Raw genomic sequence first — 19762 nt, forward strand, 5'->3', positions numbered from 1 at the left:
GTTGGAACGTTCGTTCGCCCTACCGGGCTTGGGCCTCCAGCCCTTGCTGAACCCGCCAGGACAGCGGCAAGGTCAGCAACAGGGTGGCGGCCAGCAACAGGACGGCCATGGGCACACCGGTGGCATCCCCAAGGCTGCCGAACAGCACCGGCGCCAAGGCGCCGCCACCGATGGTGCCGGTGTAGAACACGGCGAACGCCTGGTCGCGCCTGCCCGGCCCTGCCAGGTCCGGGACTGCGCCGTACAGCACCGACGACGTGCCGTTCAGCGCCAGCCCCAGCAGCGGCAACATCACCATCAAGCCGGCGTAGGGCAAGTACACCGCCATGACGATCAACACGGCCGTGGTGAACTCCGTGGCCCATACCGTTTTCATCATGCCGATGCGCGCACCGAGGTAACCGCACAACAATTTGCCGAAGGCGCCCCCCACGAACAGCATGGTCAGCGCCAGGCCGATGCCCGCAGGCCCGGCGCCCTTGGCCTTGAGCAAAAACGGCAGAAACGTGAGGAAACCCATGCGCACGGCGCTGTCCAGCGTGCCGGTCACGATCAGCGCACGCAGGCCGCTCGCAGAGCCGGCGCCGCCGCCCGTACGGGTGGCTTTCAGCGGCGCCGCCGTCGCCTCGGTGCGTGCCGGGATCAGCCACCACAACAGGCCTGCCGCCAGCAGCCCGAGTACACCCAGCAGGGTGACACTGGCGCGCCAACTGATGACCGCCAGCAACAGGCCGATCAGCCCCGGGATCAGGGTCTTGCCGATATCGCCGCTGAAGTTGTACTGCGACAGCGCTTGTTTGACGCCCCCGCCGGCCTCGTGCGTATCGGTGATCAACGACGAGGCCAGCGGGTGCTGCGTACTCGCGCCGAGCCCGCCCAGCAGCAGCGCCAATAACAACACGCCCAGCCCACCGGCCTGGCCGGCCAGCAGGTAGGCCAGGCCCGCCAACGCCGTGCCACCTACCAGCAAGCGTTCACGCCCCCAGCGCGCGGCAGCCCGGCTGGCCAGTAACTGAAAACCGGCCATCATGCCCGCATAGGCACCGCGCAACAGGCCGATCTGGGCGTAGCTGAGGCCGAACTGCGCTTGCCAGATCGGCAACAGCACATAAATCACATCGGTCAGCCCGTCGTGCACGGCATGCGCGCCGCAGCCGGCCACCAGAGCGCGGCGACGCACGCTGACCGGGTCAGGCGGCGACAACGATGGCGTTGCGGTCTGCTTCAGGGTGTTCATCTGGGTCAGAGGCTCTCAGGCAAAACGCCGGGTTAACCCAGCAACTGCGCACAGTCGCTCATCACACTGGCTTTACGCTGCAGGTATTGGGCAAAAATCTCGCGTGCCGTGGCGGGGTCCACTTCAATCTGCATGGCAGTGGTGAACTCATTCACCGCCGCCACCGCATGGGCGAAATGGTTGCTCTCAGTACCGCCGGTGTGCACCGTGACCCAGGCCACCGTCGCCCGGGATTTCTCCGGCGGCACGCCCATGTCCCGCACGAACCACTGCGAGTACAACGGGTGGATGAATTCCACTTCGCCATGGGTGTACACCTCGTGGATCAACGTGGTCAGCAACCCCTGCAGCAGGTCGCGATCACGCAGGCGGCGGGTGTCGGTCCAGTCCTTGAACGCCTGTGCCGAGGGCAGGCAATTGTCCTTCAATATCCACTGGTCATCGCCGCACAGCGCGGTGGCCATGGTGTAGAACAGGTCTGCGTGCAAGGTGTTGCCCAACGCGCCCAGATCTTCATCGGTGATGCGTTGCAGGCTGCCGCAGGCGCGGTACAACTGCGCGGCGGCGGCGGAGCCTTCATCGGAGCGCGCCAGCAAGGTAATGCGGTTGGCCAGGCCGGACACACTGGCTGCCGAATTATTGGTCTTGGACCAACTGGCGAAGAACTTGCGCAGTACCGCCGGCGAATGCCGACGCGAGGTGAGTCGCGCAAAAGCGTCTTCGATATCCACCAGCGCGTCTTCCTGAGCCCAGAAGGCTTCGAACAGCGCGTGACGCAAGGCACCGGCCGGCATGTCGTTCAATACCGGTTCGATGAGCTTCAACAACTGGCTACGCTTGATCACGGTGTTAGTCATGTTCACCTCTCATAGTCCTTTATTGGATGAAAAATCAGGCTGGTTTGCCCCGCTGTCCGGCGATCAGGGCCTGGGGCTTTACCGGTTTCCAGCCCAGCAGGGCAATCGCCAGCGACAACAGCTGAAAACCTGCGACCAACGCCACGCAGCCCGGCCAGCCCCATTGATTCCAAAGCATGGCCGGGGCCACGGCGCCGGCGCTGCCGCCCAGGTAATAGCCGGTCAGGTACAGCCCCACGGCGCCGGACTTGTCCGGGCCTGCCGTGGTGGCGATATACGCATTGGCGGATGCCTGTGCCAGGAATACGCCGGTCGAACTCAGGGCCAGCCCCAGCACGATCAGCCACAGGGACGGCAACAATGTCAGCGCCGAGCCACAGATGCCGAGCGCCACAGCGCCGGTCAGTAACTGCGATTGTGGTCGCGATTTGCTCAAGCGCCCCGCAACAGGAATGACCACCAGCGCCAGCAGGAACACCGCATACAAAGTGCCCAAGGCTGCAGCGCCCAGGTTGAACGGGGCCTGGCTGAGATACAGCCCGGCATAGGTAAAGGTTGCGACTTGGGAGAACAGCACGCAGAAACCGACGCCATAGGCCGCCAGCAAGGGTTTGCGCAGGAGCCGGCGCACCCCGTGCATGCCCACGGCCGCAACGCCGGGCCGCGCCACTGGATTGGCCGGCAACAGCCACACAATCAGCAGGCCGACCAGCAGGCTGATCACCGCCAACAGTTCGAAGGCTTCGCGCCAGCCCACATATTGGGTCATGACACCCGAGACAAAGCGCCCGGCAAACCCACCGAGCACCGTCCCCGCGACGTACAAACTGGTGATCTCGGTAACGCTGGCCGCGCGCCAGCGATCGCCGATGTAGGCCACGCTGGTGGCGAACACCACGGGAATCAACATCCCTTCGACAAAACGCCACACCAGCAGCTCGGCAAAACTGTCCACATAGGCCGTCAGCAGCGTCGGTAGCGCCAGCAGCAATGCAGCCACGGCAATCACCGTGCGCTGCTCGAAACGGCCGGTCAGGCGCCCGACAAACGGCGCGGTCAACGCCACGGCCAACGTGGTCACCGTGATGCTCCACCCTGCCTGTCGGGCACTCACCTGGAAGCTTTCGGCAAACGCAGGCAGGATGCTCTGTGTCGCATAAAGATTCAGAAACGCCGCACAGCCACACAGGAACACGGCGAAGCGGGCGTGATGCATGCGCGGGTTCATGTGGCCTCTCGTCTTATAGTCGAGGATGTTTATAGAATACCCAGCGCAGGGAACACCAATACCGAATTCGGACCGATCAATACCCAGGAAACAGAATGCTTGATCTACGCAAGTTACGGTACTTCCTGACGGTCGCCGAAGAGCTGCACTTCGGCCGCGCAGCCCAGCGCCTGCACCTTGCCCAGCCGCCCCTGACGCGGCAGATTTCGGCCCTGGAAACCGAGCTTGGCTTTCGCCTGTTCGACCGCACCAGTCGCACGGTCACACTGACCGCCCAAGGCCAGCACTTTTTGCCGTATGCCCGCGCAGCGCTGGAGCACGCCAGGCTTGCACAAGACATCGCCGCCAAGCTGGCTGCCGGCTCGACTGGCCAACTGGTCGTAGGCTATGCCAGCTCGATCGCGTTGTCGGAACTCTTCAGCCAAACCCTGCAAGCCTTCGCCCAGCGTTTTCCCGATGTGCAACTGACCCTGGTGGAGAGCGCTTCCGGCAGCCTGCACACGCACGTGCTAGACGGGCGCATCGACGTCGGCATGAGCCGCCTGCTGCCGGAGGCTGGGCAAACCGGTGTCGAGGCTTTGTCCTTGGGGCAAGAACCACTGGTGGCGGCGCTTTGCAGCGACAACCCGCTGGCGGAGCAGAGCGAAGTCACCCTCGCCCAGCTCAGTGAGTACCCGTTGATTCTGTTCCCCAGCGACTACGGTTCGGGCCTCAACGGCTCCATCGAGCACCTGTATCAACGCCGTGGCCTGGCGCTGCGCCCGGGCCCTGCGGGGCGTCAGATCACCTCGATCATCGCCCTGGTGGCGGCAGGCCAAGGTGTCTCGCTCGTGCCCCAGTGCACCCGCACCCTGGCCAGGGAAGGCGTGGTCTACCGCCCCTTGGCAGACCCCGAAGCCTGGGTACACCTGCTGATACTCACGCGCTCACCGTCACGCTCATTGTTGGTCGAGGCGTTTATGGGGGTGGTCGAAGAATTGCTGCGCAGCCGCCCGGCCCTGGCGCCCACGACGCTTCCGGCATAACGCGGGCAAAAAAATACCCCTGCGTGAGGGGTATTTTTTCAACAGGCTGTTGCGGCTATTGCAGCATCAGGCCAGTTTTTTGTGGCGTACGCGGTGCGGCTGGGCAGCGGCCTCACCCAAGCGCTTCTTGCGGTCGGCTTCGTACTCGGTGTAGTTGCCTTCGAAGAACACCGCCTGGGAGTCATCTTCGTACGCCAGGATGTGGGTCGCGACGCGGTCAAGGAACCACCGATCGTGAGAGATCACAATGGCGGCGCCCGGGAAGTCCAACAGGGCTTCTTCCAGGGAACGCAGGGTTTCAACGTCGAGGTCGTTGGACGGTTCGTCGAGCAGCAACACGTTGCCGCCCTCTTTCAGGGTCAGGGCCAGGTGCAAGCGACCGCGCTCACCACCGGACAGGTCCTTGACGAACTTCTGCTGGTCGCCGCCCTTGAAGTTGAAACGGCCGACGTAGGTGCGCGACGGGATTTCATAGTTGCCGATACGGATCTGGTCGGAACCGTCGGAGATCTGCTGGAACACAGTCTTGCTGCCGTCGAGGTCGTCGCGGCTCTGGTCCACACAGGCCAGTTGCACGGTGTCACCGATCTCGATGCTGCCGGAGTCCGGGGTTTCCTTGCCCATCAGCATGCGGAACAGCGTGGATTTACCCGCACCGTTACCGCCGATAACGCCGACGATCGCGCCTTTTGGCATGGCGAACGACAGGTTGTCGATCAGCACGCGGTCGCCGTAGCCTTTGGTCACGTTCTTGAACTCGATGACCTTGTCACCCAGGCGCGGACCGGCCGGGATGTAGATCTCGTTGGTTTCGCTGCGCTTCTGGAATTCCTGCGACTGCATTTCTTCAAAGCGTTGCAGACGGGCCTTGGATTTGGACTGGCGGGCCTTGGCGCCTTTGCGCACCCACTCCAGTTCTTCCTTCATGGCTTTTTCGTGGGCCGATTGCTGCTTGGATTCGGCGGCCAGACGGTCGGACTTGGCTTCCAGCCAACCGGAGTAGTTGCCCTCGTAAGGGATACCGGCGCCGCGGTCGAGTTCGAGGATCCAGCCGGCGACGTTGTCCAGGAAGTAACGGTCGTGCGTGATCGCAACCACGGTGCCCGGGAAATCGTGCAGGAAGTGCTCCAGCCAGGCGACGGAATCGGCGTCCAAGTGGTTGGTCGGTTCGTCGAGCAGCAGCATGTCAGGGGCCGACAGCAGCAGGCGGCACAGGGCCACACGACGCTTCTCACCACCGGACAGGTGCTCGACCTTGGCGTCCCAGGCTGGCAGGCGCAGCGCATCGGCGGCGACTTCCAGTTGGCGCTCCAGGTTGTGGCCATCGCCCGCCTGCAGGATCGCTTCGAGCTTGGCCTGTTCGGCAGCCAGCTTGTCGAAGTCGGCATCCGGTTCGGCGTAGGCGGCGTACACCTCATCAAGGCGGGCCTGGGCGTCCTTGATCACGCTGACGGCTTCTTCGACCACTTCGCGCACGGTCTTGGTCGGGTCCAGGATCGGCTCTTGCGGCAGGTAACCGATGTTCAGGTCCGGCATCGGACGGGCTTCGCCTTCGAACTCGGTGTCGACGCCCGCCATGATTTTCAGCAGGGTGGACTTACCCGAACCGTTGAGGCCGAGCACGCCGATCTTGGCGCCTGGGAAGAAGGACAGCGAAATGTTTTTCAGGATTTCCCGCTTCGGCGGAACAACTTTTCCCAGCCGATGCATGGTGAAGACGTATTGAGCCATGGTGAACCTAGCGTCAGTGACTGATGAATTAAGCGGACGAAGCCCGTGCCAGGCCATGCGCCGCGCGGGCCTTTGACTATCATCAATGCCAGCGAGCAAAAAAAGCCTGAATGTCTGGGGCTGGAACGCCCCCGCGTAACCGGCAAAGCTACCTGAATGCGCTGGGGCAGTCCAGCCAGGCAGGACTGGCACTTTGCCACAACTCAAGGCATGCTAGCCGCCCTTCGGGCGTCCGGCTTATAGTGCACGTCGCGCGCCAGTCCAGCCAAACCGCAGGATCACAGTTTGTCCAACGTCACGCCGCCCACGCCCTTGCGCGCCGCTCATATTGCGCCGGGAGCGCCCCTGCACGGCACCTTGAAAGGCGCGTTGGCGACGCTTGTCCTGCTGTTGCTCGCCCTGTTGTTCTGGCAACTGCTGGACCAATTGCAGCAAAACCAGAAAAACCAACAGCAATACACCATCGACTACAGCGCCGACCTGGCCGAGCAGATCAGCCAGAACATGGCCCTGAGCGCACAGATCGCCCTGAACCTGTTGCCGATTGTCGAGCCGCCGCGCAATGCCGAACAGCAGCAGGCCCTGATGCGCACGCTGCAGCGCTCATTACCGGACCTGCGCAGCTTCGCCCTGCTCGCCCCCAGCGGCGCACTGATCAGCGACACTGCCGAAGGCAGCCAAGACAGTGCCCTGCTTGAAGACCTGGTCAAACGCAGTCACGCCCAGTCCTACTACCTGAGCAATGATAATGACGGCACGGTCATCTATCTGTTGCTGCACCAACCCAGCGGTGGCTCCAAGGTGTACTGGGCCTTGCGCCTGGCGCCCAATTATCTGGCCAACCTCACACGCCAGGATGTCCAGGGCCAGCGCCCGATGTGGGCAATCGAGAACAGCCTGAACCATCGTGTGGTCAGCCGTGACAGCGGCATGCCGGCGCAGTGGTCCGGCGCCCTGACACCGGAAGAATTGAACCGCAGCGTGCTGGTCACGCCGTTGAGCAAAAGCGATTGGCAACTGCGCGGCATGTTTGACCGCAGCGCGGTGCTGGAACAACTACTGCCCGCCTTTATCGGCAAGTGCCTGCTGGGCCTGGCGTTCTCGCTAATCCCGGTGATCGTGCTGCTCAACATGCGCCGCCGCCAACGCCAGGTGAACGAAGGCCGGCGACGCTACCAGGACATCTTCGAAGGCACCGGCGTCGCGTTGTGCGTGTTGGACCTGTCGGGGCTCAAGGCGTTTTGCAACAAGACCCAGGTGCAAAGCCGTGAGCAGTTGCACGCCTGGTTGCAGGCCAACCCCACGGAGCGCAAGCAACTGCTCAAGGAGTTGCGCGTCACCGAGGTCAACCAGATGGCCGTGCGCCTGCTCAACGTCGCGTCCTGCGAGCAGGCGTGGGAACGCCTGATCGATGACTGCCCGCGCAATGCCACGTCCATCGGCTATCAGGTGCTGGAAGCCGTACTGACTCGGCAAAAACAGCTGGAGCTGGAAATCCAGCTCAACGACGTGGCCGGCAACGAACAGTACCTGTGGCTGGTGATGCGTTTGCCCGAGCAGCAGGATGACGTCAAGGCCGTGATTCTCAGCATCAGCGACATCACCAGCCGCAAGCTGATCGAGTTGTCGCTGGTGGAGCGTGAAAGCTTCTGGTCGGATGTGGTGCGCACCGTGCCCGACCACCTGTATGTGCAAGACGTGATCAGCCAGCGCATGATTTTCAGCAACCATCATTTGGGTCACACCCTGGGCTACAACAAAGCCGAGTTGCAGCAAATGGGTGAGTACTTCTGGGAAATCCTGCTGCACCCCGAAGACGCCGAGCACTACCATGACGCGCGCCAACAACAACGCCAGGTCGGCTATACGACCCAATTGCACTGCCAACTGCGCTTTCGTCACCGCAATAACCAGTGGCGCCGCTTCGATATCCGCGAACAGGCCCTGGCCCGCGATACGTCTACGGTGGTCACCCGGATCATCGGCGTGGCCAAGGACATTACCGACCAGATCGAGGCCAGTGAATCGCTGCGCGACAGTGAACAGCGCTACCGGATGCTGGCCGAAAGCATCAGCGACGTGATCTGCTCCACCGACAGCCAACTGGCCCTCAACTACATCAGCCCCTCGGTCAACACCGTCCTGGGCTATGACGTGGACTGGGTGTTCAAGAACGGCTGGCAGTCGATCGTTGCCAACCCTCAGCAGTTGACCGGCATTTACAGCCTGATGGAACAGGTCAGCCGCGCCCTCGGCAACCCCGACGCCTTGAACACCTTGCGCGATGAACTGCAGACCCAACTGTTTCTGTTCGACTGCCTGCGCGCCGACGGGCGCAAGGTGCCGATAGAACTGCGCCTGGTGCTGGTGTGGGATGAACATGGCGCGTTTGAAGGCATCCTCGGCGTGGGCCGCGATATCAGCCAGCAACGCCGCGCCGAAAAAGACCTGCGCATGGCGGCCACGGTATTCGAGCATTCCACCTCGGCGATCCTGATCACCGACCCGGCCGGTTATATCGTGCAAGCCAACGAGGCGTTCAGCCGGGTCAGCGGCTATGCGGTGAGCGATGTGCTCGACCAGTTGCCCAATATGCTCACCGTCGATGAGCAGCAGGAAGCCCATCTGCGTTATGTGCTCAAGCAATTGCACCAGCACAGCACCTGGGAAGGCGAGGTGTGGCTCAAGCGTCTCAATGGCGAGCATTACCCGGCCTGGGTGGGCATTACCGCGGTGTTCGACGACGAAGGCGACCTGGCCAGTTACGTGTGTTTCTTCAGCGATATCAGCGAGCGCAAGGCCAGTGAGCAGCGCATCCACCGCCTGGCCTACTACGACGCCCTGACCCACCTGCCCAACCGCACCCTGTTCCAGGACCGCCTGCACACCGCGTTGCAGTCCGCCGAACGGCAGAAGTCGTGGGTGGTGCTGATGTTCCTCGACCTTGACCGCTTCAAGCCGATCAACGACTCCCTCGGCCACGCGGCCGGCGACCGCATGCTCAAGGAAATGGCCACGCGCCTGCTCGGCTGCGTGGCCGAGGACGACACCGTGGCGCGCATGGGCGGCGACGAATTCACCTTGCTCCTGCAACCACGGGTCAGCCGCGACATGGCGCTGAACCGCGCCATTCATGTGGCCGAGCAGATTCTCGCCAGCCTGGTCAAACCTTTTGTGCTGGAGGGCCGCGAATTCTTCGTGACCGCCAGCATCGGCATCGCCCTGAGCCCGCAAGACGGCAACGAGCTGAGCCAATTGATGAAAAACGCCGACACGGCGATGTATCACGCTAAAGAGCGCGGCAAGAACAACTTCCAGTTCTACCAGGCCGACATGAACGCCAGCGCCCTGGAGCGCCTGGAACTGGAAAGCGACCTGCGCCACGCCTTGGACCAGAACGAATTCGTGCTCTATTACCAGCCGCAATTCAGCGGCGACGGCAAACGCCTGACCGGCGCCGAAGCCCTGCTGCGCTGGCGCCACCCGCGCCGTGGCCTGGTACCGCCCGGGGACTTTATCCCAGTGCTGGAAGAGCTCGGACTGGTGGTGGATGTGGGCGACTGGGTAATCGGCGAAGCCTGCCGCCAGCTCAAGACCTGGCACCAGAACAAGGTGCGCGTGCCGAAAGTCTCAGTGAACATCTCGGCGCGGCAGTTCTCCGACGGCCAGTTGGGCACGCGCATCGCCACTATCCTCAAGGACACCGGCCTGCCGCCGGCGTGCCTGGAGCTGGAACTGACCGAAAGTATCCTGATGCGTGAAGTCAACGAAGCCCTGCAGATCCTCGCCAGCCTGAAAAACCTGGGCCTGAGCATCGCGGTGGATGACTTCGGCACCGGTTATTCGTCGCTCAACTACCTCAAGCAATTCCCTATCGATGTGCTGAAGATCGACCGCACCTTCGTCGACGGCCTGCCCTCGGGTGAGCAGGACGCACAGATTGCCCGGGCGATCATTGCCATGGCCCACAGCCTGAACCTGGCAGTGATTGCCGAAGGCGTGGAAACCCATGAGCAGTTGGACTTCCTGCGTGAGCATGGCTGTGATGAGGTGCAGGGTTACCTGTTCGGGCGGCCGATGCCGGCGAATCGGTTTGAGGTGCAGTTCAGTAATGATGCGCTGTTCATGTTTGACTGAAAGTGCCGTCCCTGATCGTTCCCACGCTCCGCGTGGGAACGCAATTCTGGACGCTCTGCGTCCGCTTTTAAATGTGACGCAGAGCGCCACGGGATGCATTCCCACGCAGAGCGTGGGAACGATCAGGGGCTGAGTGAAAACCACTTGTCCGCGACATGATGTCCTTTCATATGCCATCTAAAACCCATTGGGTTAGAATGCCCTCCTTTTCTGCCCCCGATCCTTGAGGACCGCCATGTTCAGCCGTGATTTGACTATTGCCAAGTACGACGCCGATCTCTTCGCCGCCATGGAGCAAGAAGCCGTGCGCCAGGAAGAGCACATTGAGCTGATCGCTTCGGAAAACTACACCAGCCCTGCGGTGATGGAGGCTCAAGGTTCGGTTCTGACCAACAAGTACGCCGAAGGCTACCCAGGCAAGCGCTACTATGGTGGTTGCGAGTACGTCGACGTGGTTGAGCAGTTGGCCATCGACCGTGCAAAAGAGCTGTTCGGCGCCGATTACGCCAACGTCCAACCACACGCCGGTTCCCAAGCCAACAGCGCCGTGTACCTGGCCCTGCTGCAAGGCGGCGACACCATCCTGGGCATGAGCCTGGCCCACGGCGGTCACCTGACCCACGGCGCCACGGTTTCGTCCTCCGGCAAGCTGTACAACGCCGTTCAGTACGGTATCGATGCCAACGGCCTGATCGACTACGACGAAGTCGAGCGCCTGGCGGTCGAGCACAAGCCAAAAATGATCGTGGCCGGTTTCTCTGCCTACTCGCAGATCCTGGACTTCCCACGTTTCCGTGAAATCGCCGACAAGGTCGGTGCCTACCTGTTCGTCGACATGGCCCACGTGGCCGGTCTGGTAGCTGCGGGCGTTTACCCCAACCCAGTGCCTTACGCTGACGTGGTCACCACCACTACCCACAAGACCCTGCGCGGTCCACGTGGCGGCCTGATCCTGGCGCGTGCCAACGCCGAGATCGAGAAGAAGCTCAACTCCGCCGTTTTCCCGGGCGCCCAAGGCGGCCCGCTGGAGCACGTGATCGCGGCCAAGGCGATCTGCTTCAAGGAAGCACTGCAGCCTGAGTTCAAGACCTACCAGCAACAAGTGGTCAAGAACGCCAAGACCATGGCCAGCGTGTTCATCGAGCGCGGCTTTGACGTGGTGTCCGGCGGTACTGAAAACCATCTGTTCCTGCTGTCGCTGATCAAGCAGGACATTTCCGGTAAAGATGCTGACGCTGCCCTGGGCAAAGCCTTCATCACCGTGAACAAGAACTCCGTGCCGAACGACCCACGTTCGCCGTTCGTCACCTCCGGCCTGCGCTTCGGCACCCCGGCAGTGACCACCCGTGGCTTCAAGGAAGCCGAGTGCAAGGAACTGGCGGGCTGGATCTGCGACATCCTGGCCGACCTGAACAACGAAGCCGTGATCGACGCGGTACGTGAGAAGGTCAAGGCCATCTGCAAGAAGCTGCCGGTATACGGCGCTTGATGGCAGTTGCGTGAATAAGAAGCCCGGCTCATGAGCCGGGCTTTTTTATGCCGATTTCAATTTGAAACAGGGTCAAGTGTGGGAGCTGGCTTGCCTGCGATGGCGGTTGTGCAGTCAGCCCATCAGTGATTGACCCACCGCTATCGCAGGCAAGCCAGCTCCCACATTGGCGTGCATTTCAAGCCGAGTTCATTGGTAGACCCGCTCAAAGCCTTGGCGAATCTTGTCTTCGGGCAGCTCATCGGCAATAAACACGATCACACTCTCCCGCGCCTCGCCCTCGGCCCATTCGGTATCCCAGTCGAAGCCATACAGCTTCAGCACGCCCTGGAACACCATGCGTCGGTCTTCTCCGGCAATGTTCAATACGCCCTTGTAACGCAGCAGTTGCTTGCCGTGGTCTTCCAGCAGTTCGTTCATGAACTCGCTGAGACGGTCGATATCCAGCGGCTGGTCGGTGCGTAGCACCAGGCTGGAAATACGGTCCACCGACGGCGCTGCACTCACCGGGCGCAGGCTCATGCCGGCATTGAGGTTGAAGCCGCGCACGTCCAGCAGCTCGGCCAAATCAATCTTGCCGTGGTCCACTACGCGAATCGGCGCACGGCGGTTGATGCGGGTGAGGCGCTGGCTGAGGGCGTCGAAGCTGGCGTCGTCTACCAAGTCGCGTTTGCTCACCAGCAAGCGGTCGGCAAAGCCGATCTGGGCCTGGGCGATGGTCTGGGTCAGGTGATGCTCGGCGTGGGCCGCATCCACCAAGGTGATGATGCCGTCGAGGATATAACGCTCGCGCAGTTCTTCGTCGATGAAGAACGTCTGGGCCACCGGCGCCGGGTCGGCCAGGCCGGTGCATTCGATCACCAGCCGGTCGAAGGCGATCTCGCCGCTGTCCAGGCGTTCCAGCAGCAGGTACAGGGCTTTGGTCAGGTCGGTGTGGATGGTGCAGCACACGCAGCCGTTGGACAGGGTCATCACTTGCACCGGCTCGTCGCCCAGCAGTTGGGTGTCGATACCGGCGTCACTGAATTCGTTTTCGATCACGGCGATTTTCAAGCCGTGCTCGGCTTTGAGCAGGTGGCGCAGCAAGGTGGTCTTGCCGGCGCCGAGAAAGCCACTGAGGATGGTGACGGGGATGGGAGAGGACAAAGAGATTCTCCTTGAGGAAACACAGAAACAAATGTGGGAGCAAAGGCCCCTGTGGGAGCTGGCTTGCCTGCGATGCAGACAACTCGGTGCTTGCGTCAGACCGAGGTGATGCTATCGCAGGCAAGCCAGCTCCCACAGAAAGCCCTGCTCCCACAGGGATATCGCATTGGCCCGCGTTACCGGGTCAGCAGCACTTGGGCCCACCCTTGCCGCCGTAACGGGCTTCCTGGCGTTCCCGGAAGAACGCCTTGTAGTCCATCACCGGCTTGTCCGGGTGTTTGGTTTGCATATGCTCGACGTAGGTGTCGTAGTCGGGCATGCCGACCATCAGGCGGGCGGCCTGACCGAGGTATTTACCGAGGCGACTGATGTCATTGAACATGCTTGCAATCCTCGTTTACGCGTCCGGTACAGCCTGGAACGGGGCTTCTTTATCCGTACGTTCTTTGTTACCCCAGGCGGCGACGCCGACTTTGAGCGCATAGAACAGGATGCTGAACACCACGAACAGGAACAGCGCCGTCAGCGTTGCGTTGGTGTAGGCGTTCCAGATCACGTGCTGCATCTGGTCGATGCTCTTGGCCGGGGCGAGGATCTGGCCGTTAGCCAGGGCATCGCTGTATTTCTTGGCCAGCGACAGGAAGCCGATCGCCGGGTTGGCGTCGAACAGCTTGATGAAGCCTGCCGTGGTGGTGCAGATCAACAGCCACACCGCTGGCAACATGGTCACCCAGATGTAGCGCTGGCGCTTCATCTTTATCAGCACAACGGTCGCCAGCATCAGCGCGATACCGGCCAGCATCTGGTTGGAGATACCGAACAGCGGCCACAAGGTATTGATGCCACCCAGTGGATCGATCACGCCTTGGTACAGCAAGTAGCCCCACATGGCCACGCAACCGGCCGTGGCGATCAGGTTGGCGGTCCAGGACTCGGTGCGTTTGAGCGCAGGCACGAACGAACCCAGCAGGTCCTGCAGCATGAAGCGACCGGCACGGGTACCGGCGTCCACCGCCGTGAGGATGAACAGCGCTTCGAACAGGATCGCAAAGTGGTACCAGAACGCCATGGTGTTTTCACCCGGCAGCACGCTGTGCAGGATCTGCGCGATACCTACCGCCAGGGTCGGCGCACCGCCGGCACGCGCCAGGATGGTGGTTTCACCGATATCGTGGGCAACGGCCGACAACGCCTCAGGGGTAATGGCAAAGCCCCAACTGCTGACGGTTTGCGCCACGGTGACCACGTCGGTGCCGACGATGGCAGCCGGGCTGTTCATGGCGAAGTACACGCCAGGCTCGATCACCGAAGCGGCAACCATTGCCATGATGGCCACGAACGATTCCATCAACATGCCGCCGTAACCGATGTAACGGGCATGGCTCTCACTGGCGAGCAACTTGGGCGTGGTGCCCGAGGAGATCAGCGCATGGAAGCCCGAGACCGCGCCACAGGCAATGGTGATAAACAGGAACGGGAACAGGCCGCCCTTCCACACCGGGCCGGTGCCGTCGATGAACTGGGTGAGAGCCGGCATTTTCAGATCAGGCATGGTGATCAGGATGCCAATCGCCAGGGCGATGATGGTGCCGATTTTCAGGAACGTCGACAGGTAGTCGCGGGGCGCCAGAATCAGCCACACCGGCAGCACAGCGGCCACGAAACCGTAGCCGATCAGCATCCAGGTGATCTGGATACCGGTGAAGGTGAACGCCTTGGCCCACACCGGATCAGCGGCAATCTGCCCGCCCAGCCAGATCGAACCGAGCAGCAACAGCACGCCGATGATCGAGATTTCACCGATGCGGCCCGGGCGGATGTAGCGCATGTAGATGCCCATGAACATCGCGATCGGGATGGTCGCCATCACCGTGAAGATGCCCCATGGGCTCTCGGCCAGGGCTTTGACCACGATCAGCGCCAGCACCGCGAGGATGATGATCATGATCAGGAAGCAGCCGAACAGCGCGATGGTCCCGGGAATGCGGCCCATCTCTTCGCGCACCATATCCCCCAGGGAACGGCCGTTGCGACGGGTGGACAGGAACAGGACCATGAAGTCTTGCACCGCACCGGCCAGCACCACCCCGGCAATCAGCCACAGGGTACCGGGCAGATAGCCCATTTGCGCCGCCAGCACCGGGCCCACCAACGGGCCTGCACCGGCAATCGCTGCAAAGTGGTGACCGAAAAGAATGTGTTTGTTGGTCGGCACGTAGTCCAGACCATCGTTGTTGACCACCGCAGGGGTTGCCCGCCGTGGATCGAGTTGCATCACGTTGTTGGCGATGAACAGACTGTAGTAACGGTACGCAACCAGATAGATGGCCACAGCAGCGACCACAATCCACAAGGCGTTGATCGCCTCGCCGCGGCGCAAGGCCACTACGCCCAGGGCGCACGCGCCTACAATTGCCAGCACCAGCCAGGGTAAGTGGCGTAGCAGGCTATTATTATTTTTCATTTTTATATTCCAGCCAGGGTGGACAGAAAGGACAGCCAGCCCGAGTTTAGCGCTACTGGCCTTAAAGACCAGCCCCCTACGTTGGTCTAGAGCCTTCAACCGTTAAAAAAAGCCGAAATAAACGCCCCTTGATGGCCCCGGGCTACACTCCTCCCATTCACAGAGGGCTATACCATGACCGAACATGCGTCTGAACGTCGCCGTTTTCGCCGAATCGCCTTTGATGCCACGGCCGAACTTCGGCAAAACGGCAGCGAATGGCCGGTGAAACTGGTGGATCTGTCACTCAAGGGATTGCTGGTGGAACGGCCTGACGACTGGAAGGGGAATAAAGCGCTGCCCTTTGACGTCGACATACGCCTGGAACAGAAGACGCATATAAAGATGCAAGCGCGGCTGACCCATGAAGATCAGGGCCAATTGGGCTTTGTGTGCAAGCACATTGATCTGGACTCGATCAGCCATTTGCGTAGGTTCGTTGAGTTGAACCTGGGTGATGAGCAAGAACTGGAGCGCGAGTTGGGCGCCCTGCTGGAGCTCTAGCCGCCAACATGAATCAAGGGTGGGAGCTGGCTTGCCTGCGATGGCGGTGTATCAGACAAGGATGGGTAAGCTGACCCGCCGCTATCGCAGGCAAGCCAGCTCCCACAGGTGTTCAGCAGTGTTGCGGATTATTCGAACAGGGCATCCAACGCCTGCTCCAGCCGCGTCACAGCAATAATCTGCAACCCCGGGGGCGCCTCCTTCGGCGCATTGCCCTTGGGCACAATCGCCCGTTTGAAGCCATGCTTGGCCGCTTCCTTCAACCGCTCCTGCCCACTCGGCACCGGGCGCACTTCGCCCGACAACCCCACCTCCCCAAACACCAGCAAGTCATGGGGCAACGGCCGATTACGCAGGCTGGACATCACCGCCGCCATCAACGCCAGGTCGGACGCGGTCTCCAACACCTTGACCCCGCCCACCACGTTGAGGAACACATCCTGGTCGTGGGTCGGAATGCCGCCATGCCGGTGCAGCACCGCCAGCAGCATCGCCAGGCGGTTCTGGTCCAGGCCCAGTGTGACCCGCCGTGGGTTGGCCAAATGGCTGTCATCCACCAGCGCCTGGACTTCCACCAGCATCGGCCGGGTGCCTTCCCAGGTGGCCATCACCACACTGCCTGGGACTTCTTCCTGAGCGCGGGTGAGAAAAATCGCCGAGGGGTTCGAGACTTCTTTCAGCCCCCGGTCGGTCATGGCGAACACCCCCAGTTCGTTGACGGCGCCAAAACGGTTCTTCACCGCTCGCAGCAAGCGCAGGCGACCGTCGGATTCCCCTTCGAAATACAACACGGTGTCGACCATGTGTTCCAACACCCGTGGCCCGGCCAGTGCGCCTTCCTTGGTCACGTGGCCGACCAGGAAGATCGCCGTGCCGCTCTGCTTGGCGTAACGCACCAACAGCGCCGCGCTTTCGCGCACCTGGGACACACCGCCGGGTGCCGATTGCAGTTGTTCAGTGAAAATCGTCTGGATCGAGTCAATGACCATGACCTTGGGCTTTTCGATGCGCGCCGTGGCGATGATGCTTTCGATGCAGGTTTCGGTCATGACCCGCAGTTGGTCCTGGGGCAAGCCCAGGCGCCGGGCGCGCATGGCCACTTGCTGCTGGGACTCTTCGCCGGTGACATACAGCGCAGGCATGCGGCTGGCGATGCTGCACAGGGTTTGCAGCAGGATCGTGGACTTGCCGATGCCCGGGTCACCACCAATCAATACCACCGAGCCGTCCACCAGGCCACCGCCCAGCACCCGGTCCAATTCGCCGGAGGCGGTGGAAAAGCGCGGGATCTCTTCAACGCTGACTTCGGCCAGGGTCTTGATCTGCGCCTGTTGCCCGGTCCAGCCGGCACGACCGGTGGGGGCCGCGGCACCGCCGCTCTCGATCATGGTTTCAGTCAGGGTGTTCCACGCGCCGCATTCGGAGCACTGGCCCGCCCATTTGGGAAAGGTCGCGCCGCACTCTGTGCAGCCGTACATGCGCTTGGCCTTTGCCATATGAGAACCTCCAACCGAAAAACCGCGATGATAGCTCAGCGCGACGCTGGGGTCCGGATTTCGCCATTAGCCAAACGTGAAGCGCTGTTACCGACGGGGTCTTCGGCGTTCAGGTCGGCGCCTTTGGCTTGCAGCGCGCCCAGCAACTCGACGCGCTTGAACAACCCGGCGTACATGGCGGCGGTCTGCCCTGCGCCGTTGCGTTGGTCGGGGTTGCAGTCGGTGGCCAACAGGCGCTGGGCGATTTTCAGCTCACCTTTGAAGATGGCGCCCATCAACGCTGTGTTACCGCGTTTATCCTGCACGCAGGCGTCGGCGCCAGCATCGAGCAGACGCTCCACATACGGGCCCTGGCCGTGATAAGCAGCCAGGATCAATGCGGTGTAGCCCTTGTCATCCTGGGCATTGAGGCCGTAGCCGGACTCTATGAAGGTGTTGAGCATGTCGAGGTCGCCACGACGGGCGGCGTCGAAATAGTAGTCCTGCAACTGTGCCTTGAGCGCCACCGGGTCGGGGGACTCGGCATGGGCAGCGAAGGCCAGCATGGCCATCAGTAAACCGATAGTGATGCGCATAGGGTGTTCTCCTGCCAAAGGTCGACGCCCGTGAAGGCGCCGACCATAACCAACGAATCAGTCAGTCAGTTTTTCCGCCAGCGCCTTTACGCGAGCCAGGTCGCCCTTGGCGACCTTGGCCACGCCGGTGCCGTATTCGGGATCGGCCTTGTAGAGGAACGACAGGATGATGTGCTTGCTCTCGTCATCGGTGGTGGCCAATGAGCCGCCGAAGTTGTTGATCAGGTCTTCGCGCTCTTTCTTGGTGTAGGAACGGTACAGGTCACCGGCCTGCTTGAAGTTCTGCTCACGCTGGATCTTGGCCTGCTGGGTGCTGCCCGACAGCGGCGCCTGGCTGTAGCGTGCGGCTTGCGGCTCTTCGCGCGGCAACAGGCGGCTTGGCTGGTAATTCACACCGGTGGTGGTCTTGCCAAAGTTCATCGCGCCATCCTGGTTGCCGTTGTTGACGGTGACCCGTGGAGCGTTGATCGGCAACTGCAGGGCGTTCGCGCCCAGGCGGTACATCTGCGTATCGGCGTAGGAGAAAACCCGCCCCTGCAGCAAACGGTCTTCCGACGGCTCGATACCCGGTACCAGGTTGGCCGGGGCCATCGCGACTTGCTCGGTTTCCTGGAACACATTGGCCGGGTTGCGGTTCAGCACCATTTGCCCGACTTTGCGCTCGGGCACATTCGGCCAGATCTTGGTGGCATCCAGTGGGTCGAAATCAAACTTGGCCAGGTCTTCAGGCTTGAGCACCTGCACATACAGGTCCCACTTAGGGAAGTCGCCTTTGTTGATGTGCGTGACCAGATCATTGGTCATATGGCTGTAGTCACGCCCTTGCACTTCGGTAACTTGCTTGGGATCAAGGTTCTTGATGCCCTGCAGGCTCTTCCAATGGAACTTGACGTAGTGCACTTCACCTTTAGTGTTAATCAACTTGTAGGCATGTACGCCATTGCCGTCCATTTCGCGGTAACTGGCGGGGGTGCCGGAGTCCGAGTACAACTCGGTCAGTGTACGAGTGGACTCTGGAACATGGGAGAAGAAGTCGAAACGGCGCGAGTCATCGTCCAGGTTAGTGCGCGGGTCCGGTTTAAAGGCATGGACCATGTCCGGGAACTTGATGGCATCGCGAATAAAGAACGTTGGAAAGTTATTACCGACCAGGTCCCAGTTACCTTCGGCGGTATAGAACTTGGTGGCGAAGCCCCGTGGGTCCCGCAGGGTTTCCGGGGAGTGGTTGCCATGCACCACCGCCGAGAAGCGCACGAACACCGGCGTGGTTTCACCGGCGGCGAACACTTTGGCCTTGGTCAGGTCGCTGAGGTTGTCGGTCACGGTGAAGGTGCCATGGGCGCCCGTGCCGCGTGCGTGCACCACGCGCTCCGGGATGCGTTCGCGGTCGAAGCGCTGCAGCTTCTGGATCAGTTGCACATCCTGCAGCAACACCGGGCCATTGGCGCCGGCGGTCTGGGAGTTCTGGTTATCACCGACGTTGGCCCCGTTATCGCGGGTCAGGTTGGCGGCTTGCACAGAGAGGGAAAGCAGGCTGGCGGTTACCAGTGCCAGCGCATGGCGCGCCGACACGGGCCTGCGGCTGATTGGAGTGTTCATCGAGGTTTCCTCTGGTTTTTTTAGCGCACATTCTGTTGTGCTTGTCAGAGGCTAGTGACCTGCGAGTCAGAAGATAAATAGAAAAACACCACAGACCCGATTAAGAAAAAAATCTGGTAACTCGCTGAAATAGCGGCTAATTCGCGCGCGATTGATGGCACTTTGCAAACTATTTGCGATTTGATGTGTCGATAAAAACCGACAGTGTTAACAGTTGTGTCGAGCAAGCGCTGTT

General features: G+C 61.5%; 14 protein-coding genes. 4 read left to right on the plus strand and 10 right to left on the minus strand.

What is annotated here, in order from left to right:
* Positions 1-19: 19 nt before the first annotated feature.
* Genes RHM69_RS16335 through RHM69_RS16345 form a run of 3 tightly spaced genes read right to left on the minus strand, consistent with a single transcriptional unit; the run spans position 20 to position 3322 of the window.
* Positions 20-1237: an MFS transporter gene (locus tag RHM69_RS16335; RefSeq protein WP_108538265.1), complete on the minus strand. Its 1218-nt coding sequence runs from the start codon at positions 1235-1237 to the stop codon at positions 20-22.
* Positions 1238-1269: 32 nt separating this feature from the next.
* Positions 1270-2094 (minus strand): hypothetical protein, encoded by an 825-nt coding sequence (locus RHM69_RS16340; RefSeq protein ID WP_044483466.1) that lies wholly within the window; start codon positions 2092-2094, stop codon positions 1270-1272.
* 34 nt (positions 2095-2128) lie between these two features.
* A complete protein-coding gene (locus tag RHM69_RS16345; protein WP_032904170.1) occupies positions 2129-3322 on the minus strand; it encodes an MFS transporter in 1194 nt (397 codons plus the stop codon).
* Between the two features lie 95 nt (positions 3323-3417).
* On the opposite strand from RHM69_RS16345, the gene RHM69_RS16350 reads away from it, so the two are divergent.
* Complete coding sequence (locus RHM69_RS16350) at positions 3418-4347, plus strand: LysR family transcriptional regulator (protein WP_102666363.1); 930 nt, start codon at positions 3418-3420, stop codon at positions 4345-4347.
* 66 nt (positions 4348-4413) lie between these two features.
* Here RHM69_RS16350 and ettA read toward each other — a convergent pair whose 3' ends face one another.
* Entirely contained in the window at positions 4414-6078 is a 1665-nt protein-coding gene (gene ettA / locus RHM69_RS16355; RefSeq protein ID WP_014720011.1) for an energy-dependent translational throttle protein EttA, read from the minus strand.
* Between the two features lie 285 nt (positions 6079-6363).
* Between ettA and RHM69_RS16360 the strand changes: the two genes are divergently transcribed.
* Together RHM69_RS16360 and glyA are read left to right on the plus strand one after the other, a co-directional pair.
* A complete protein-coding gene (locus RHM69_RS16360; RefSeq protein WP_019818019.1) occupies positions 6364-10215 on the plus strand; it encodes an EAL and GGDEF domain-containing protein in 3852 nt (1283 codons plus the stop codon).
* A 235-nt stretch (positions 10216-10450) separates the two neighbouring features.
* Entirely contained in the window at positions 10451-11704 is a 1254-nt protein-coding gene (glyA, locus tag RHM69_RS16365; RefSeq protein WP_003194304.1) for a serine hydroxymethyltransferase, read from the plus strand.
* 189 nt (positions 11705-11893) lie between these two features.
* On the opposite strand, the gene yjiA is transcribed toward glyA, so the two are convergent.
* From yjiA to RHM69_RS16380, 3 genes are all read right to left on the minus strand, one after another.
* Complete coding sequence (gene yjiA, locus RHM69_RS16370; protein WP_014720013.1) at positions 11894-12850, minus strand: GTPase; 957 nt, start codon at positions 12848-12850, stop codon at positions 11894-11896.
* 184 nt (positions 12851-13034) lie between these two features.
* Entirely contained in the window at positions 13035-13232 is a 198-nt protein-coding gene (locus tag RHM69_RS16375) for a YbdD/YjiX family protein (RefSeq protein WP_003194308.1), read from the minus strand.
* A 15-nt stretch (positions 13233-13247) separates the two neighbouring features.
* The gene (locus RHM69_RS16380; RefSeq protein WP_014720014.1) at positions 13248-15314 is read right to left on the minus strand and encodes a carbon starvation CstA family protein; all 2067 of its coding nucleotides are present in this window, start codon (positions 15312-15314) and stop codon (positions 13248-13250) included.
* A gap of 174 nt (positions 15315-15488) precedes the next feature.
* On the opposite strand from RHM69_RS16380, the gene RHM69_RS16385 reads away from it, so the two are divergent.
* The gene (locus RHM69_RS16385) at positions 15489-15857 is read left to right on the plus strand and encodes a PilZ domain-containing protein (protein WP_020301754.1); all 369 of its coding nucleotides are present in this window, start codon (positions 15489-15491) and stop codon (positions 15855-15857) included.
* Positions 15858-15985: 128 nt separating this feature from the next.
* On the opposite strand, the gene radA is transcribed toward RHM69_RS16385, so the two are convergent.
* Genes radA through katB form a run of 3 tightly spaced genes read right to left on the minus strand, consistent with a single transcriptional unit; the run spans position 15986 to position 19527 of the window.
* Positions 15986-17353 (minus strand): DNA repair protein RadA, encoded by a 1368-nt coding sequence (radA, locus tag RHM69_RS16390; RefSeq protein WP_003194313.1) that lies wholly within the window; start codon positions 17351-17353, stop codon positions 15986-15988.
* Between the two features lie 35 nt (positions 17354-17388).
* Positions 17389-17928 carry an ankyrin repeat domain-containing protein gene (locus RHM69_RS16395; protein ID WP_014720017.1) on the minus strand — a complete coding sequence of 180 codons (540 nt, stop codon included), beginning with the start codon at positions 17926-17928 and terminating at the stop codon, positions 17389-17391.
* 57 nt (positions 17929-17985) lie between these two features.
* Positions 17986-19527 carry a catalase KatB gene (katB, locus tag RHM69_RS16400; protein ID WP_020301753.1) on the minus strand — a complete coding sequence of 514 codons (1542 nt, stop codon included), beginning with the start codon at positions 19525-19527 and terminating at the stop codon, positions 17986-17988.
* Between the last annotated feature and the right edge of the window lie 235 nt (positions 19528-19762).

This window comes from Pseudomonas sp. CCI1.1 (assembly GCF_034348165.1).
GTDB classification, from domain to species: Bacteria; Pseudomonadota; Gammaproteobacteria; order Pseudomonadales; family Pseudomonadaceae; genus Aquipseudomonas; species Aquipseudomonas paracarnis.

Excerpts from the sequence above, each read along its gene's own strand:
- RHM69_RS16335 (WP_108538265.1), bottom strand. The coding sequence starts at position 1,237 with ATGAACACCCTGAAGCAGACCGCAACGCCATCGTTGTCGCCGCCTGAC.
- RHM69_RS16340 (WP_044483466.1), bottom strand. The coding sequence starts at position 2,094 with ATGACTAACACCGTGATCAAGCGTAGCCAGTTGTTGAAGCTCATCGAA.
- RHM69_RS16345 (WP_032904170.1), bottom strand. The coding sequence starts at position 3,322 with ATGAACCCGCGCATGCATCACGCCCGCTTCGCCGTGTTCCTGTGTGGC.
- RHM69_RS16350 (WP_102666363.1), top strand. The coding sequence starts at position 3,418 with ATGCTTGATCTACGCAAGTTACGGTACTTCCTGACGGTCGCCGAAGAG.
- ettA (WP_014720011.1), bottom strand. The coding sequence starts at position 6,078 with ATGGCTCAATACGTCTTCACCATGCATCGGCTGGGAAAAGTTGTTCCG.
- glyA (WP_003194304.1), top strand. The coding sequence starts at position 10,451 with ATGTTCAGCCGTGATTTGACTATTGCCAAGTACGACGCCGATCTCTTC.
- RHM69_RS16375 (WP_003194308.1), bottom strand. The coding sequence starts at position 13,232 with ATGTTCAATGACATCAGTCGCCTCGGTAAATACCTCGGTCAGGCCGCC.
- RHM69_RS16380 (WP_014720014.1), bottom strand. The coding sequence starts at position 15,314 with ATGAAAAATAATAATAGCCTGCTACGCCACTTACCCTGGCTGGTGCTG.
- RHM69_RS16385 (WP_020301754.1), top strand. The coding sequence starts at position 15,489 with ATGACCGAACATGCGTCTGAACGTCGCCGTTTTCGCCGAATCGCCTTT.
- radA (WP_003194313.1), bottom strand. The coding sequence starts at position 17,353 with ATGGCAAAGGCCAAGCGCATGTACGGCTGCACAGAGTGCGGCGCGACC.
- RHM69_RS16395 (WP_014720017.1), bottom strand. The coding sequence starts at position 17,928 with ATGCGCATCACTATCGGTTTACTGATGGCCATGCTGGCCTTCGCTGCC.
- katB (WP_020301753.1), bottom strand. The coding sequence starts at position 19,527 with ATGAACACTCCAATCAGCCGCAGGCCCGTGTCGGCGCGCCATGCGCTG.